Origin of the sequence: Arthrobacter sp. zg-Y919, from assembly GCF_030142045.1 — a bacterium.
Lineage (GTDB): Bacteria > Actinomycetota > Actinomycetes > Actinomycetales > Micrococcaceae > Arthrobacter_B.
This window is the reverse complement of sequence record NZ_CP126242.1, coordinates 2,157,658-2,171,052: the sequence shown is the minus strand read 5'-3', so window position 1 is coordinate 2,171,052 and position 13,395 is coordinate 2,157,658. Positions and strand designations below refer to the sequence as shown.

Annotated in this window: 13 protein-coding genes and 1 other RNA gene; 9 read left to right on the top strand and 5 right to left on the bottom strand. The window is 64.0% G+C overall.

The annotated features are described in order from the left end of the window. Positions 1–11: 11 nt before the first annotated feature. Entirely contained in the window at positions 12–296 is a 285-nt protein-coding gene (locus QNO10_RS10205; protein ID WP_229950510.1) for a hypothetical protein, read from the bottom strand. Between the two features lie 162 nt (positions 297–458). On the opposite strand from QNO10_RS10205, the gene prfB reads away from it, so the two are divergent. Beyond that, positions 459–1,577, top strand: a complete 1,119-nt coding sequence (prfB, locus tag QNO10_RS10200) for a peptide chain release factor 2 (RefSeq protein WP_229950514.1) — start codon at positions 459–461, stop codon at positions 1,575–1,577. Positions 1,578–1,637: 60 nt separating this feature from the next. Here the strand turns inward: prfB and QNO10_RS10195 are convergent, their stop codons facing one another. Next, complete coding sequence (locus QNO10_RS10195; RefSeq protein ID WP_229950516.1) at positions 1,638–3,710, bottom strand: acyltransferase family protein; 2,073 nt, start codon at positions 3,708–3,710, stop codon at positions 1,638–1,640. Between the two features lie 309 nt (positions 3,711–4,019). Between QNO10_RS10195 and ftsE the strand changes: the two genes are divergently transcribed. The 7 genes from ftsE to QNO10_RS10160 all read left to right on the top strand — a co-directional run bounded on the left by ftsE (position 4,020) and on the right by QNO10_RS10160 (position 9,365). Next, positions 4,020–4,775: a cell division ATP-binding protein FtsE gene (gene ftsE / locus QNO10_RS10190; protein ID WP_229950519.1), complete on the top strand. Its 756-nt coding sequence runs from the start codon at positions 4,020–4,022 to the stop codon at positions 4,773–4,775. Further along, positions 4,772–5,674 (top strand): permease-like cell division protein FtsX, encoded by a 903-nt coding sequence (gene ftsX / locus QNO10_RS10185; protein WP_229950524.1) that lies wholly within the window; start codon positions 4,772–4,774, stop codon positions 5,672–5,674. Before ftsE ends, ftsX begins: the two co-directional genes overlap by 4 nt. Positions 5,675–5,748: 74 nt before the next feature. Next, positions 5,749–7,134: a peptidoglycan DD-metalloendopeptidase family protein gene (locus tag QNO10_RS10180; RefSeq protein WP_229950526.1), complete on the top strand. Its 1,386-nt coding sequence runs from the start codon at positions 5,749–5,751 to the stop codon at positions 7,132–7,134. 44 nt (positions 7,135–7,178) lie between these two features. Further along, positions 7,179–7,652, top strand: coding sequence for an SsrA-binding protein SmpB (gene smpB / locus QNO10_RS10175; RefSeq protein WP_229950528.1), 474 nt, complete (start codon positions 7,179–7,181; stop codon positions 7,650–7,652). Next, the gene (locus tag QNO10_RS10170; RefSeq protein WP_229950531.1) at positions 7,649–8,008 is read left to right on the top strand and encodes a hypothetical protein; all 360 of its coding nucleotides are present in this window, start codon (positions 7,649–7,651) and stop codon (positions 8,006–8,008) included. Before smpB ends, QNO10_RS10170 begins: the two co-directional genes overlap by 4 nt. Positions 8,009–8,071: 63 nt before the next feature. Continuing rightward, positions 8,072–8,443, top strand: a transfer-messenger RNA (tmRNA) gene (gene ssrA, locus QNO10_RS10165). A gap of 289 nt (positions 8,444–8,732) precedes the next feature. Further along, complete coding sequence (locus tag QNO10_RS10160) at positions 8,733–9,365, top strand: uracil-DNA glycosylase family protein (protein ID WP_229950533.1); 633 nt, start codon at positions 8,733–8,735, stop codon at positions 9,363–9,365. Between the two features lie 53 nt (positions 9,366–9,418). Here QNO10_RS10160 and QNO10_RS10155 read toward each other — a convergent pair whose 3' ends face one another. After that, positions 9,419–9,796, bottom strand: coding sequence for a hypothetical protein (locus QNO10_RS10155; protein ID WP_229950535.1), 378 nt, complete (start codon positions 9,794–9,796; stop codon positions 9,419–9,421). Positions 9,797–9,878: 82 nt separating this feature from the next. Then, the gene (locus tag QNO10_RS10150) at positions 9,879–10,379 is read right to left on the bottom strand and encodes a DUF1269 domain-containing protein (protein ID WP_229950538.1); all 501 of its coding nucleotides are present in this window, start codon (positions 10,377–10,379) and stop codon (positions 9,879–9,881) included. Between the two features lie 194 nt (positions 10,380–10,573). Here QNO10_RS10150 and QNO10_RS10145 point away from each other — a divergent pair, with 194 nt between their 5' ends. After that, positions 10,574–12,286: an alpha-glucosidase gene (locus QNO10_RS10145; protein ID WP_442860282.1), complete on the top strand. Its 1,713-nt coding sequence runs from the start codon at positions 10,574–10,576 to the stop codon at positions 12,284–12,286. 4 nt (positions 12,287–12,290) lie between these two features. Here the strand turns inward: QNO10_RS10145 and QNO10_RS10140 are convergent, their stop codons facing one another. After that, positions 12,291–13,385, bottom strand: coding sequence for a carboxylate-amine ligase (locus QNO10_RS10140; protein WP_229950544.1), 1,095 nt, complete (start codon positions 13,383–13,385; stop codon positions 12,291–12,293). Positions 13,386–13,395 lie beyond the last annotated feature (10 nt).

Here is a 13,395-nt window from a genome sequence, read left to right as displayed (position 1 = left end):
TCCTGCAGTAACTACGAAGCCTTACGCTGTTCCTCAGCCTCGCGGGCCGGTCCGTGCCCCCAGCCACCGTGGTCCACGTCCAGGATCTGGCCGTTCTCGCCGTAGCAAATGGTCACCGGCTCCCCGAACTGCTCGCAGTCGCCGTCAGGACACCTGTCCTTCATGTTGCCCACATACTCATTGGAAAAGTGCTGCTCCCACTCATCCACCTTCCCCATGGCCCAGGGGTCGCCCTGCTCGGCCAAATCGTTGAGTTCGTCCAGGGTGTACATGCGTCCGCGCTCGGGATGGGTCAAGGCTTAGCTCCTTCGAAAGGGCATTTCCGTATCCGTTCCTTTAATCTAACGCCGACCACCCACACCGCTTCCCGCACACGCCCGGCGCGTCCTTTATTGGGAGGGCTGCCCGACGACGGCGGCAGGCAGCGGTGTGGGGACATGGCGTAGGCTGTAAGCACCATGGCAGAAATAGATTTTCCCGCAGAAATCCGCGCCCTCCGCTCCACTTTCGCCTCCATTGAAGAGGTCTCGGAAGTGGCAAAGATCAAAGAGGACATCGAAGAGCTCAGCGAGATGGCCGGTGTTCCCGACCTCTGGGACGACCCCGCCGAAGCGCAGAAGGTCACTTCCAAGCTCTCGCACCGCCAGTCGGAGCTGGAACGCCTGCAGACCATCGAGTCCCGCATCGACGACCTCGAGGTTATGGTCGAGCTGGCCCAGGACGAGGCCGACGCCGAGACCAGGGCCGAGGCCGTCACGGAACTGGAGTCCCTCCGCAAGTCCCTGTCCCAGCTGGAAGTGGTCACCCTGCTCTCCGGCGAATACGACGAACGCGAGGCAGTGGTGACCATCCGCTCCGGCGCCGGGGGAGTGGACGCCGCCGACTTCGCGGAAATGCTCCTGCGGATGTACCTCCGCTGGGCCGAGCGCCACGGGTACCCCACCACAGTCCTTGACACCTCCTACGCCGAAGAGGCCGGCCTGAAATCGGCCACGTTCGAGGTCAAGGCACCCTACGCCTTCGGTACCCTGGTGGTCGAGGCCGGCACGCACCGCCTGGTCCGCATCAGCCCGTTCGATAACCAGGGCCGCCGGCAGACCTCGTTTGCCGCCGTCGAGGTTATTCCGCTGATTGCCTCCACCGACCACATCGATGTCCCGGATAACGACATCCGCGTTGATGTGTTCCGTTCCTCCGGACCAGGTGGCCAGTCGGTGAACACCACCGACTCCGCCGTCCGGCTGACCCACCTTCCCACCGGGACCGTGGTGTCCATGCAGAACGAGAAGTCCCAGCTGCAGAACCGCGCGGCGGCCATGCGCGTGCTGCAGTCCCGCCTGCTGCTGCTCAAAAAGGAGCAGGAGGACGCCGAGAAGAAGGCGTTCGCCGGCGACGTCAAGGCTTCCTGGGGCGACCAGATGCGTTCCTATGTGCTCAACCCGTACCAGATGGTCAAGGACCTGCGCACCGAGCACGAGGTGGGTAATACCTCGGCAGTGTTCGACGGCGAGATCGACGACTTCATCGATGCCGGTATCCGCTGGCGTGCCCACGGCAGCGTCTCGGCCCGCAAGTAGCCTGCTGCCTCCCGGACCCTAAGGACGGGCAGGCAAGGACGGCCCGAAGGGGTGGGGTGCCTACAGGCCGAGGCCCCTTCGCAGCGGCTCACCCAGCGTCCGGGCGAACGTATCCGTGATGTGGTTGTCGCGGTACGCCAGCACATTGCCGATGACCGGCGGGCACTCCCGTTCTCCGCAGAAGTACGGGGTGAGATCGACAATCGTGCTGCCCTCGAGACGCTCCGCCGCCTCAAGTAATGGATCCGGATCGCCAGTATGTGCAGGATGCGGAACGCTACACTCGGACATGTCGCTCTCTTGAAGGACGCAGTCGGGCACACTGGTTTCCGGATAGGGCACGTCACCGATGACTCCGATGCGTATCCCTGCCTTTTCGAGTGGCTCCAAAACCTCGAGATAACCGTCCACCGCGTCCTTTGGTACGTCCCACGTCCAGCCCAGGGCGTTGGCGTAGCTTTCCGGCCGCATGGCGGACGTGACCACCAGTTCCGGCCCGATGGCAAGGATGTCCTTGACCGTCTGCAGGTTCTGCGACGAACAGTTGGTGTAGACGAACGTGTCGCTGTGCAGCGCCCGTGCATTGAACGGGCAACCGTTGCGCGTCAGGACATATAGCCGGAAGCCCTTGTCCCTCGCGGCCGCGTTCAGCGGACTCATGAAGTGGGCGGCATGGGAATCTCCCACCAGGACGATGCTCTTGCTTCCGTCGGGGTCACCGTAGACACACTCCGAATAGGGCGTATTCGCCGGATCGTAGATACTGCAGGCTTCCGCAATGACTGGCTGGTCCGACATTGCTGCCGCAGGCTCGGGCCGCACAGGTTGACCCGACGGCACCCGGACGGGGTTGTCGGCGTCGAAGGCCATCGCGCCGGGATAGGGGGCGAGGTCGTAATCCGCGCCGAGGGTGTCGATTTTATGCTGCACGGTGGCATACGGGACGGCAGCGGCTGCCACCGGGACCGCGACCAGGACGGCCGCCAGCGCATAAACCGGACGGTAGGTGGTCCGGGCGGCTCCGTGCCGGCCAGGCCCGCGCCCCCTGCCCTGGATGTGCCGGAACGGCTTTTCCACGAAACGCGTGGACAGGGCGCCCAGAATGATGCTGGTCCCGATGATGGCGATTCCGTAGTACGGGCCGGGACCGTGGCCTAGGGCATAAACGGTAAAAACCGTGACCGGCCAGTGCCAGAGGTACAGGGAATAGGAAATATCCCCCAGATAGGTCACCGGACGCAGTGACTGCCACCAGGGTGCCGACGCCAGGGTGAAGGATGCAGCGGGACCGCTTCCCGCGAGGATGCAGAGCACTGTTCCGAGTGTGGGAAGCAGTGCCACCCAGCCGGGGAAGAACATGGACGTTGTGAAAGTGGCCGCTGCCACGCCGATCATCAGCAGACCGCTCCAGCCGCAGGCCAGTGAGGCCCAAGGCGGCAGGCGGCGACCGGCCGCTGTGACAGCCAGGATGCCACCGAGGCCCAGTTCCCAGATCCTGGTGGTGGTGAAGAAATATGCCAGGTCCGGATTCGATGAGGAGAACATCACCGAATGGATGAAGGAAAACACCGAGACCGTGCAGATTGCCGTGAGGGCCGCTGCGGCCATGCCGGTCCGGAGGGACCGTGCGGCAGCAGCAACGAGGAGGAGCAGGACGGGCACCAGCAGGTAGAACTGTTCCTCCACAGCGAGCGACCAGTAATGCTGCAGCGGAGACACGGCCGCCGTCGCGCCGGCATAGCTGGCGGCGCTGAAGGCCTGGTTCCAGTTCTGCACATTCAGGCTGGCCGCGACGGCGTCTCTGGCCACACCCTGCCACCGGCTTTCAGGGAAGACCAGTCCGGTTATGGCCAGGGTGGCCAGCAAAACCGTGGCCGCCGCGGGGAGGAGCCGGCGGATACGGCGCCCGTAGAAGGCGACCAGGTCGATCGACTTGGTGATACCGAGCTCGCGCACCAGCGAGCCGACAATCAAGTACCCGGAAATGACGAAAAAGACGTCGACGCCGACGAAGCCCCCCGGCAGGGCAGCAGGCCAGACGTGGTAGATGACAACGAGCCCCACGGCCAGGGCGCGCAGGCCCTGGATATCAGCCCGGTACCGGCCCCCTTCCTGCAGCATGTTACGGCGCACGGGACGAGCGGATCTGCGGCCCCGTGCACGGGAATTTACGCCCGACGCCGGGAGCGGGGCAGGGGTGATGGCACCAGCTGGGACTCCGGTCGGAACGGTGGGCACTGATGGACTCTAACGCAACAGATCGACGAACTGTGGCAGATATTACCCACGGGAGTTCCTGCCGGCACCGGAAGCAGGCCCGGTTCCGACACGCACCTTTAGGTCGTGGCTCACTTAGCAGAAGCTGGCTATAGTCGAAAAGCCGGTGCCCTTACCCCGAACAAAGGCCCGTGTCTCCGGCCGCTTCATGGGCACAAAGTAGTGATGATCACTTTCGACAATGTCACCAAGCTCTATGACCGGAACTCCCGGCCTGCGCTCAACTCCGTCAGCCTTGACGTTGACCGCGGCGAGTTCGTCTTCCTTGTGGGCGCTTCCGGCTCCGGAAAGTCGACGTTTATCCGGTTGATCATGAAGGAAGAGCACGCCACCAAGGGCACGGTCTACGTGGCCGGCGCCAACGTGGCCCGGATTCCCAGCTGGCGGGTCCCACGGCTGCGCCGGGGGATCGGCGTCGTCTTCCAGGACTTCCGCCTGCTGCCCAACAAAACGGTTTTCGCCAACGTTGCCTTCGCCATGCAGGTCATCGGCCGCAGCCGCGCCGTCATCCGCGACTCGGTGCCCGAAGTCCTCAAAACCGTAGGCCTGGAGGGCAAAGACAACCGCATGCCCCATGAACTTTCCGGCGGCGAGCAGCAGCGCGTCGCCATCGCCCGCGCCATCGTCAACAAGCCGGGCATCCTGCTCGCGGATGAGCCCACCGGAAACCTGGACCCCACCACCTCGCTGGGCATCATGAAGGTGTTGGACCGGGTCAACCAGAACGGCACCACGGTGGTGATGGCCACGCACGACGACGACATTGTCAACGCGATGCGCAAGCGCGTGGTGGAACTGCGCAACGGCAAGATCATCCGTGACGAGTATGAAGGCATCTACCTGGGTGAACCCGGACCGGGGCGCGGGCCGGAGACCGTGACGGATGTGTCCGGACGCCGGGAGAGCGGGGTAGCCGAATGAGGCTCGCGTTTGTCCTGGGGGAAATCGGCTCCGGCCTGCGCCGGAACCTGTCCATGGTCGTCTCCGTAGTCCTGGTGACCTTTGTGTCCCTGACCTTTGTGGGGGCCGCCGGGTTGCTGCAGCTGCAGATCGGCCAGATGAAGGGCTACTGGTATGACCGGGTGCAGGTAGCCGTTTACCTCTGCACCGACAACGACACGTCGGCAGCCTGCGCTTCCGGTGCCGTCAGTGACGAGCAGCGGGCAGCCATCGAAGCGGACCTGCAGGCGGACCCCTACGTGGAGAGCGTCGAGTACGAGGACCAGGAAACGGCGCTGACGCATTTCCGGGAGCAGTTCGCCAATTCACCGATCGTGGACAGCATCACCGCCGAAATGCTTCCCGAATCCTTCAGGGTGAGCCTGGTGGACCCGGAGAAATACGAGGTCATTAACGAGGCCTTCTCCTCCAAACCGGGCGTCGAATCTGTCAGCGACCAGCGTGAGCTGTTCGAAAAGATGTTCACGTACCTGAACCTTGCCTCCGTGGCCGCCCTGGCTGTTGCCGGGGTCATGCTGGTCTGTGCCATCCTGCTGATCGCCACCACCATTCGGCTGTCGGCGTTCAGCCGGCGGCGGGAAACCGGCATCATGCGTCTGGTGGGTGCTTCGAAGGCCGTGATCCAGCTTCCCTTCGTGCTGGAAGGCGTCATTGCCGCCGTCATCGGCGCGGTGCTGGCATCTGCCGCCCTTTGGGCCACGGCACACTTCTTTATCGGCAACCTTGCCCGGCAGTACCCCACTACAGCCTTTATTTCATCAGAGCAGGTCCTGTACCTGACACCCGTTCTACTTGTTCTCGGGGCGGTGTTGGCGGGAGTATCCTCGCTGTTGACGCTCCGCCGATACCTAAAGGTCTAGAGTCATGAACACTGGGAATGGAATCTGGAAGATCAGCTGGAAGATCATGGAGAGTCTCGTTAATGGATAGTCCTGTGTCTCAAGGGATCGGACGTGCACCGGCGACCCGGGCACTGGCGGCGGTTGCCGCCCTCGCTGCCCTGGCCCTTTCCATGACCTTCAGCGCCCCTGCCCGCGCGGACAGCCTGGAGGACCGGAAGGCGGCAATCGAATCCGAGAAGCAGCAGGTCCTGCAGGACTACGAGTACCTCGGGGAAGACATTGCCGAGACGGTAGCCAAGCTGAACATCTATAACGGCCAGCTTCCGGGCGCCCAGCAGCAGCTTGCCGACGCCGAGGGCCGGGTTGATACCGCTGCCGGCAAGGTCAGCGCCTTGAACGAACGCGTCGCCCTCGCCCAGGACACCCACAGCACCATCACCGCGCAGATCGAGAAGGACCGTGAGGATATTGCGGCCTCGGAAAAGGCGATTGGCCAGATTGCCTCCCAGGCCTACAAAAACGGCGGTGTCCCCTCAACCTTGTCGCTGATCTTCGGTGCCAAGGGGGCGGACAGCCTCTCGGATTCCCTGGGCATGGCTGAACAGGCGCTCAAGGGCCAGAACGCGGCCGTGGAAAAACTCTCCCAGCAGAACGCCAACAACGTGAACTCCGAGGCCCGGCTGGCGGCCGTCGCCGAAGAGATCAGCAAACTCAAGGCCCAGGCGGATGAAGCGCTCAAGGCCGAGCAGTCCGCACGGGACGCCGCCGCCGCCGAGAAGGCAAAGGTGGACGACCTCATTGCCCAGACCGCGGCAATAAACAAGGAGCTGGAAGCGCAGAAACCGAAGCTCCAGGCCCAGATCTCCAGCCTGGAGAAGGAGACCGCGCAGATCAACGCCGACATCGCGGAACAGCAGCGGATCCAACTGGAACAGTACCGGCAGCGGGAGCAGGCACGGATCGACGCCGCCAACCGTGCGGCCGCGGAAGAAGCGGCCCGGAACAACCGGCCCGCTCCACCTGTCCAGAACATTCCGGCGCAGGGCAGCCCATCGTCGTTCGGGCTCCAGTTCCCCGTGCGCAACGCGCCGGTCTCCTCCGGCTACGGCCACCGTCCCACGCCGCCCGGAACCCTGGAACTTGGTTCGATGCATACCGGCATCGACTTTGCCCCGGGCTGCGGCAGTCCCGTTTACGCAGCCGCTGCCGGCGAGGTCTGGCGTGCTGTTCCGCAGAACGACCAGCGGGAAATGATCGGTGCCGGAAACTACGTGGTGCTCAACCACGGGGTGGTCAGCGGCAACGTGCTGGCGACCAACTACTACCATCTGCAGCAGTACGTTGTAGGCCAGGGACAGTGGGTCAACCAGGGACAGCTGATCGGTTATGTGGGTAACACCGGCAACTCCAGCGGCTGCCACCTGCACTTCGAGACCGTGCTCAACGGGAACCTCGTAAACCCGATGAGCCTGCTGTAGGCCTACAATAGAACTTTCGTTTCCACCTACTAAGGAGTTCCCCCGTGCCTAAGGAAAGTGGCCGTAAGGTAGTGGCCACCAATCGCAAGGCCCGGCACGACTACGAGATCCTCGATACCTACGAGGCCGGCATGGTTCTCATGGGGACCGAGGTGAAGTCGCTGCGTGAGGGCAGGGCCTCACTGGTGGACGGGTTCGCGACGTTCTATAACAACGAGCTCTGGCTCGAAGCCGCCTATATTCCGGAATACCTCAACGGGAGCTGGACAAACCACTCGGCCAGGCGCCGGCGCAAGCTGCTGCTGCACCGCGAGCAGCTGGAAAAGATCCTGCGCAAGACCAGCGAATCCGGATTCACCATCGTGCCGCTGCAGCTGTACTTCCTTGACGGCCGGGCCAAGGTGGAGATCGCCGTCGCCCGCGGTAAGCGCGAATACGACAAGCGCCACACACTCCGTGAGAAGCAGGACAACCGCGAGGCACTTCGCGCGATGCGCGAAAAGAACCGCGGCGCATGAGCGGAACGTTCTGGGAACCGCAGGCCGACGCCGCCGAGGAGGCTGCTGCCCGCAAGCCGGTATGGACGTGGCTGGTCACCGCTGTCGACCTGTTGATAGTCCTTGCCGTCGTGCCCGTGGTGATCCTGGTGGTGGTTCCGTTCTTCGCGGCGTACTACCTCTACCTCGCGCACGTCCTGGTATGGCTCGCACCAGTGCTGCTCGCCGCGAACATTGGACTGTTCGCGTGGGCCTTCCGGAGCAAGGCTCCCGGGATGACCGCGCTGAGCATCCTTACGGTCCTCTTCGTCCTCGTCTCGTGGATCCTGCTGGTGGTCTGGGGTTCACCCGTCACGGTGCTGGGGTTCCGGCTCTGAACCGTGCATGCTCCATGCGCTACAATGGGTGTTCCGGCTTCGGCCGGATTGGTAACTCAATAAGGGGATGACCGGTTTCGACGATGTTTTGTTGAGACAGGGGAAGCGGGCCGAGGATACAGGGTTATCTCGTTAACGATCTCTGTAAACCAATAAGTGCCGAATCAAAGCGCACTGACTTCGCTCTTGCTGCCTAAGCAGTAAGGCATAGTCCGTCAGCCCGGGGATGCTCTCGCCCCGGTGCCTGGCGTCATTTAGAGGGCCACTGCTGAACACCTTCGCCGTTGGGGTGTTCGGGACTTTTAGACGGCTGGGTCCGGATCAGCCACTTGTCTGCGTGATGGCTGGGACCGAGAAATTCCGATGCAGACTGCGCCCGGAGAAGCCCTGACAAAGCGACATCGGACGGGGGTTCGATTCCCCCCATCTCCACTGAGAAACTCCGCACACAGCGGGGAGCGTCCACGGACGCTCCCCGCTGTGTTTGTTTAACCGCTGTTTGTTTACCTGCCGGGCTGGTTTAGCTGCTGTTGTGGGTTGCCGGCCGGACTGCGCCGGTGGAGTTGTTTCTCACACCGGGGCCCTTTCACCTGTCACGGAGGCACTTTCAGTCCGGGCGGGCGGACCGCGTTGGTAAACTTTGTTTTATGCAGGACCCGCGCGGGCAGGACCCGGAGCGGGCGATATGACCGGTCGCAAGACCTTGTAGGAGACGCACCACCTTATGCAGAGCCCGGCACTTGAATCCCAGCATGACGACCTTTGGAACCGGCGCTACGACCCCAATGTCGCCGATGTGAACCAGCTTTGCGACTCCCTCGCGGAAATGAAGCCGGGAAGCCAGGTGCCTTACGTCGACCCTATGCACGACATCGGGGAGTGCCGGATTGTCAGTCTCTTCTCGAACATCGGCACCGCCCACGAGTCGGGGTTCATCACCGCCGGGGACAACGACGCCGTGGCACGCCTTCTCGGCGTGCACTGGCAGGCGGGGCTGCGGCCTGAGTTCGTGATGCCGTGGAACGCCTACCCGTGGCATGTACCGGGTGAACCGAACGGCAAACTGACTAAGGAGCAGGTCCAGGAGGGGCTGCGGCCGCTGCTGCGCTTCCTGGCACTGGTTCCCCGTGCCTCGGTCATCGTGGCGCACGGCACTGAGGCCCAGCGCCTGGCTGCATTGTTCCTCAAGACCGAGAACCGGATGATCTACCGCCGCAGCATCAAGGTCTACAAGGCGCGCGCACTTTCCGGCCGTTCCTTCGGTGCGACAGCGGAACGGCAGCAGGAGGCCCTGGACGAAATGCGTGCGGCCTACACTGACGCAATGGCCCGCACCGGGCTGGCCGTTCCGCAGTAACAGCAGCACTAACAGCAGCGCGGCGCCCGCGCCGCGGCTCCTCCGCTGTTGCGTCAGCCCGCAGGCGGTTCCACCGGCGCGTCCACGACTCCGATGAAACGGGAGCCGACGCCCGGGTACTCGCTGCGTACCGCTCCGGAGGGAAGCTCAGGGAGTTCCCGGATACTGTGGTCCTCGCACGCCAGGAAGGTAAATTCCGGCCACCACTTCTTGGGCCGTGCCGCCTCGGTGTGCCCGCACACGGTACAGGTCAGCTGCACCCATACCGGCCGCTTTCCCGTACGGTTGGCCCTGGACTGCGCCAGCCACCCGGGCGGGTCAGCCTGCAGCCGGGCCAGTTCGGCGTCGTCCACGTGCGCGGGGATACCGTGGCGGACGGCCATTTCAAGCGGAATATCTAGGATCTGTGCGGCCTGGCGTCGAGTAGTCATCGGTTAAACGATACGCGGAAATGCCTGCCTTCCGGCACGGCCGGGCGGCTGCCTGCACTCCGCCCGGCCGTGAACCCGTGCCCTACGCGGGGGTGGACTCAAAGAAGGCCTCGCGCAGATTGGCCTCCTGGTCCTTCGAAAGGTTCGTGTAAATCAGCTTGGCGCCTGAGTAGTCCTTGAACGCTTCCGCCACCCGGTCTTCGACCGCGTTGCTGGACAGGACGAACAGCGCGGAGCTTCCCGGCGTTACTTCCTGCCGCACCTGCGCGATGAAGTCGTCGTTGATGCCGACATCCACCATCGATCCGGACATTGCGCCGATGGCGGCACCCACCGCAGCGCCGATCAGCGGTACAAAGAAAATGAGCCCAAACAGAAGTCCCCAGAACCCGCCGCCCAGGGCACCGGCCCCCACGAGGTTGTGTTCCTGGATGGTCTTGGGCTTTTTCCGCCCCTCGGGCCACGTCACCAGGGCCTCGTCCTCGACTGTAATCAGACCCTGCGACTGCAGGCTGGCGAGGGTCTGCGTGGCCCGTTCCGCAGCGTCCGCGTCAGAGAATTTCCAAACGGTAAGTGTTGCCATGGCAGTTACTCCAAACGTTAGAGTTCTTCGATAAGTCCACACGCGGGACCTATCGGCAGCGCCAACGTTAGTGCCGCGTCCGGGCCGGTACAAGGAAAACCGGCGTCCCGGGCAGAGCCGGCACCGTATCCCGCCCGGGCCCTGTGCCGCCCGGCGGCGCGGACGTATTATGCAGGAACGCCGTGAAAGGACGAATGTCCATGGAGCCTCCCGCCGGTCCCGCCTGGTGGACGAACGCCGTCGTCTACCAGATATATCCCCGCAGCTTTGCAGATACCTCCGGCGACGGCATTGGCGACATCGGCGGCATCATCGAGCACCTGGACCATCTGGCCGAACTGGGCATCGATGTCCTCTGGCTGTCGCCCATCCAGCAGTCACCCCAGTTCGACAACGGCTACGACATCAGCGACTACCACCGCGTTGACGAAATGTTCGGTACGGAAGAGGAATTCGATGAACTCCTGGCCGGACTGCATCAACGGGGAATGCGGCTGATCATGGATCTGGTGGTCAACCACACGTCCACCGAACATGCGGACTTCCAGTCCTCGAAAGCGTCCAGATCCTCTCCGGTGCGGGACTGGTACTGGTGGCGGGATGCCCGTCCAGGATTCGAACCCGGGGAACCCGGGGCGGAGCCCAATAACTGGCGGTCGTTTTTCGGTGGCTCGGCGTGGGCCTTCGAACCGCTCACCCGCCAGTACTACCTGCACCTGTTCACCCCTCAGCAGGCGGACCTGAACTGGGAAAATCCACAGGTACGGGCCAAGGTCTACGCAATGATGAACTGGTGGCTGGACCGCGGTGTGGACGGCTTCCGCATGGACGTTATCAACTTCATTTCGAAGGACCCCGCGCTCCCTGACGGGGTGGTGGACTCGTCCGGGATCTGGGGGGACGGTGCGCCGCACTTCGTCTCCGGTCCCCGTATCCACGAATTTCTGCAGGAGATGCACCGCGAGGTTTTCGAAACCCGCACCGGGCAGTACCTGACAGTGGGGGAGACGCCCGGGGTCACCCTGGACCAGGCGTTGCTGTTCACCGATCCGCGCCGGCACGAGCTGGACATGGTCTTCCAGTTCGAGCACGTCAGCCTGGACCAAGGCGCGGATAAGTTCGAGTACCGGCCGCTGGCCCTCCCGGAGCTGAAAACTAGTTGGAACCGGTGGCAGCGGGGACTCGCCGATACCGGCTGGAACAGTCTGTACCTGAGCAACCATGACCAGCCCCGCGTGGTCTCCCGCTTCGGCGACGACACAAAGTACCGGTACGAATCCGCCACCATGTGGGCGACCCTGCTGCACCTGCAGCGGGGGACGCCCTATATCTACCAGGGCGACGAGATCGGCATGACCAACGCCGGTTTCACCTCGATCGGACAGTACCGGGATGTCGAATCCCTGAACTATTACGCGGAGCAGCTCGAACGGGGAGTGGACCCGGAACCGGTCCTGGAAGCACTGCGCCGGATGAGCCGGGACAACGCGCGTACTCCCATGCAATGGACCTCCGGACCGAACGCGGGCTTCAGCCAGGTCACTCCGTGGATTCCGCTGGCCGCCGGCCATACCGAAGTAAACGTGGAATCGGACCGTGCGGCGGAACGCTCAGTGTTCCGCTACTACCAGGAACTGGTGCGCCTCCGGCATGAGTCGGACCTGGTCTCGCTGGGGGATTTCCACCTGCTGGATCCCGGCCATCCATCCCTGTTTGCCTTCCGCCGCTCCCGGGGCGGACGGGCGCTGCTGGTCCTGGGCAACGCCTCCGGCACCGAGCTGGGGGTGCCCTCCAACCTGGACGCCGGGGAACGCATCCTGGGAAATTATCCCGACGCCGGAGACCGGCATCTGCTGCGGCCCTGGGAAGCGCGGATCCTCGATGTCACTACATACCAGGACGGCTGACGGGCTACTCCGCGGTCAGGCTCCGGGTATACAGGTCAGTCAGTGCCGGGTAGCCGCCGGAACCGAACGCGGCGCGTTGCTGTTCCGCCCCGGTGCCGGTGTTCAGGAGGCGGGAGATCCCCGCGGCCACGAAATCTCCGTCTCCGGCGTCGTCCAGTGCCGGCGCGACGAAGTCCAGCAGTGCGGCCAGATGCTCGGCAGCGGGGACGCTGCCACCGGGGTGTGACACCAGGTTCCCGCCCATCCCGAAGCGCGCCGCCTGCCACAGGCCGACGTCTAGCAGTTCCGGATCCGCTGCCCGACCGGCAGCGGGGCCCGCCGTGGGTACGGATGCCAACTTGTCCACCAGGGCCCGCACTAAAACCGCAAGCAGCAGCGAGTCCTGCGCCTGGAGCTGGGCGTCGGCGATCCGGACCTCCACCGTGGGAAAGTTCTCCGAGAGACGGGCCGCCCAGCCCACATGCCCGGCGTCGGGCACCACATCGGTGGCCAGCAGGCCTGCCAGCCTTCGGGCATAGTCCTCTGCGTCGGCAAAGACAGGCGGGCAGCCCTGCACGGACCAGCGCCGGTAGTGGACCATCCGCCAACTGGCGAAGCTACTGTCCTGTCCGCGCCAATAGGGGGAATTGGCGGCCACGGCACCGAGCAGGGCGAGCCAGGGACGGAGGCCGTTCAGCACCCGCACTCCAACGTCACGTGAGGGGATGCCGACGTGGATGTGGGTTCCATTGACGTACTGCTCGTGCGCGACAGCCCCGGCGAGACTGCCCATCCGTCGATACCGGGCCGAGGAATTAATGACCGGCGGGCTGTCCGGAATCCGGGGGGCCGCTCCCGTAGCGGCGACCAAAACCCCCGCTGCCGCGGCGGCCTCCGCCAGCCTGGAGCGGAAACCCAGCAGAGCGTCCAGTGCTTCGCGGCGGGTAGTGCAGACCCTGGTGGAGCTTTCCACCTGTGCGTCCAGCAGTTCCGCCGATGTGGAGAAGCCGCTGTGCCGCGGGGAGGCAAGCGCACGCCTCGCTGCCCGTGCTCCGGTGGGGAACCCGGTCCGGGTATCCATCAGGAGGAACTCTTCTTCGATGCCGAAGGTGAAGACCATGTGCATTTCT

Bases quoted from the DNA above. Each gene is read 5' to 3' on its own strand.
- QNO10_RS10150 (WP_229950538.1), bottom strand. From the start codon at position 10,379: ATGGCAACACTTACCGTTTGGAAATTCTCTGACGCGGACGCTGCGGAA.
- QNO10_RS10140 (WP_229950544.1), bottom strand. From the start codon at position 13,385: ATGGTCTTCACCTTCGGCATCGAAGAAGAGTTCCTCCTGATGGATACC.
- QNO10_RS10170 (WP_229950531.1), top strand. From the start codon at position 7,649: ATGAGCGGAACGTTCTGGGAACCGCAGGCCGACGCCGCCGAGGAGGCT.
- ftsX (WP_229950524.1), top strand. From the start codon at position 4,772: ATGAGGCTCGCGTTTGTCCTGGGGGAAATCGGCTCCGGCCTGCGCCGG.
- QNO10_RS10145 (WP_442860282.1), top strand. From the start codon at position 10,574: ATGTCCATGGAGCCTCCCGCCGGTCCCGCCTGGTGGACGAACGCCGTC.
- ftsE (WP_229950519.1), top strand. From the start codon at position 4,020: ATGATCACTTTCGACAATGTCACCAAGCTCTATGACCGGAACTCCCGG.
- QNO10_RS10160 (WP_229950533.1), top strand. From the start codon at position 8,733: ATGCAGAGCCCGGCACTTGAATCCCAGCATGACGACCTTTGGAACCGG.
- QNO10_RS10155 (WP_229950535.1), bottom strand. From the start codon at position 9,796: ATGACTACTCGACGCCAGGCCGCACAGATCCTAGATATTCCGCTTGAA.
- prfB (WP_229950514.1), top strand. From the start codon at position 459: ATGGCAGAAATAGATTTTCCCGCAGAAATCCGCGCCCTCCGCTCCACT.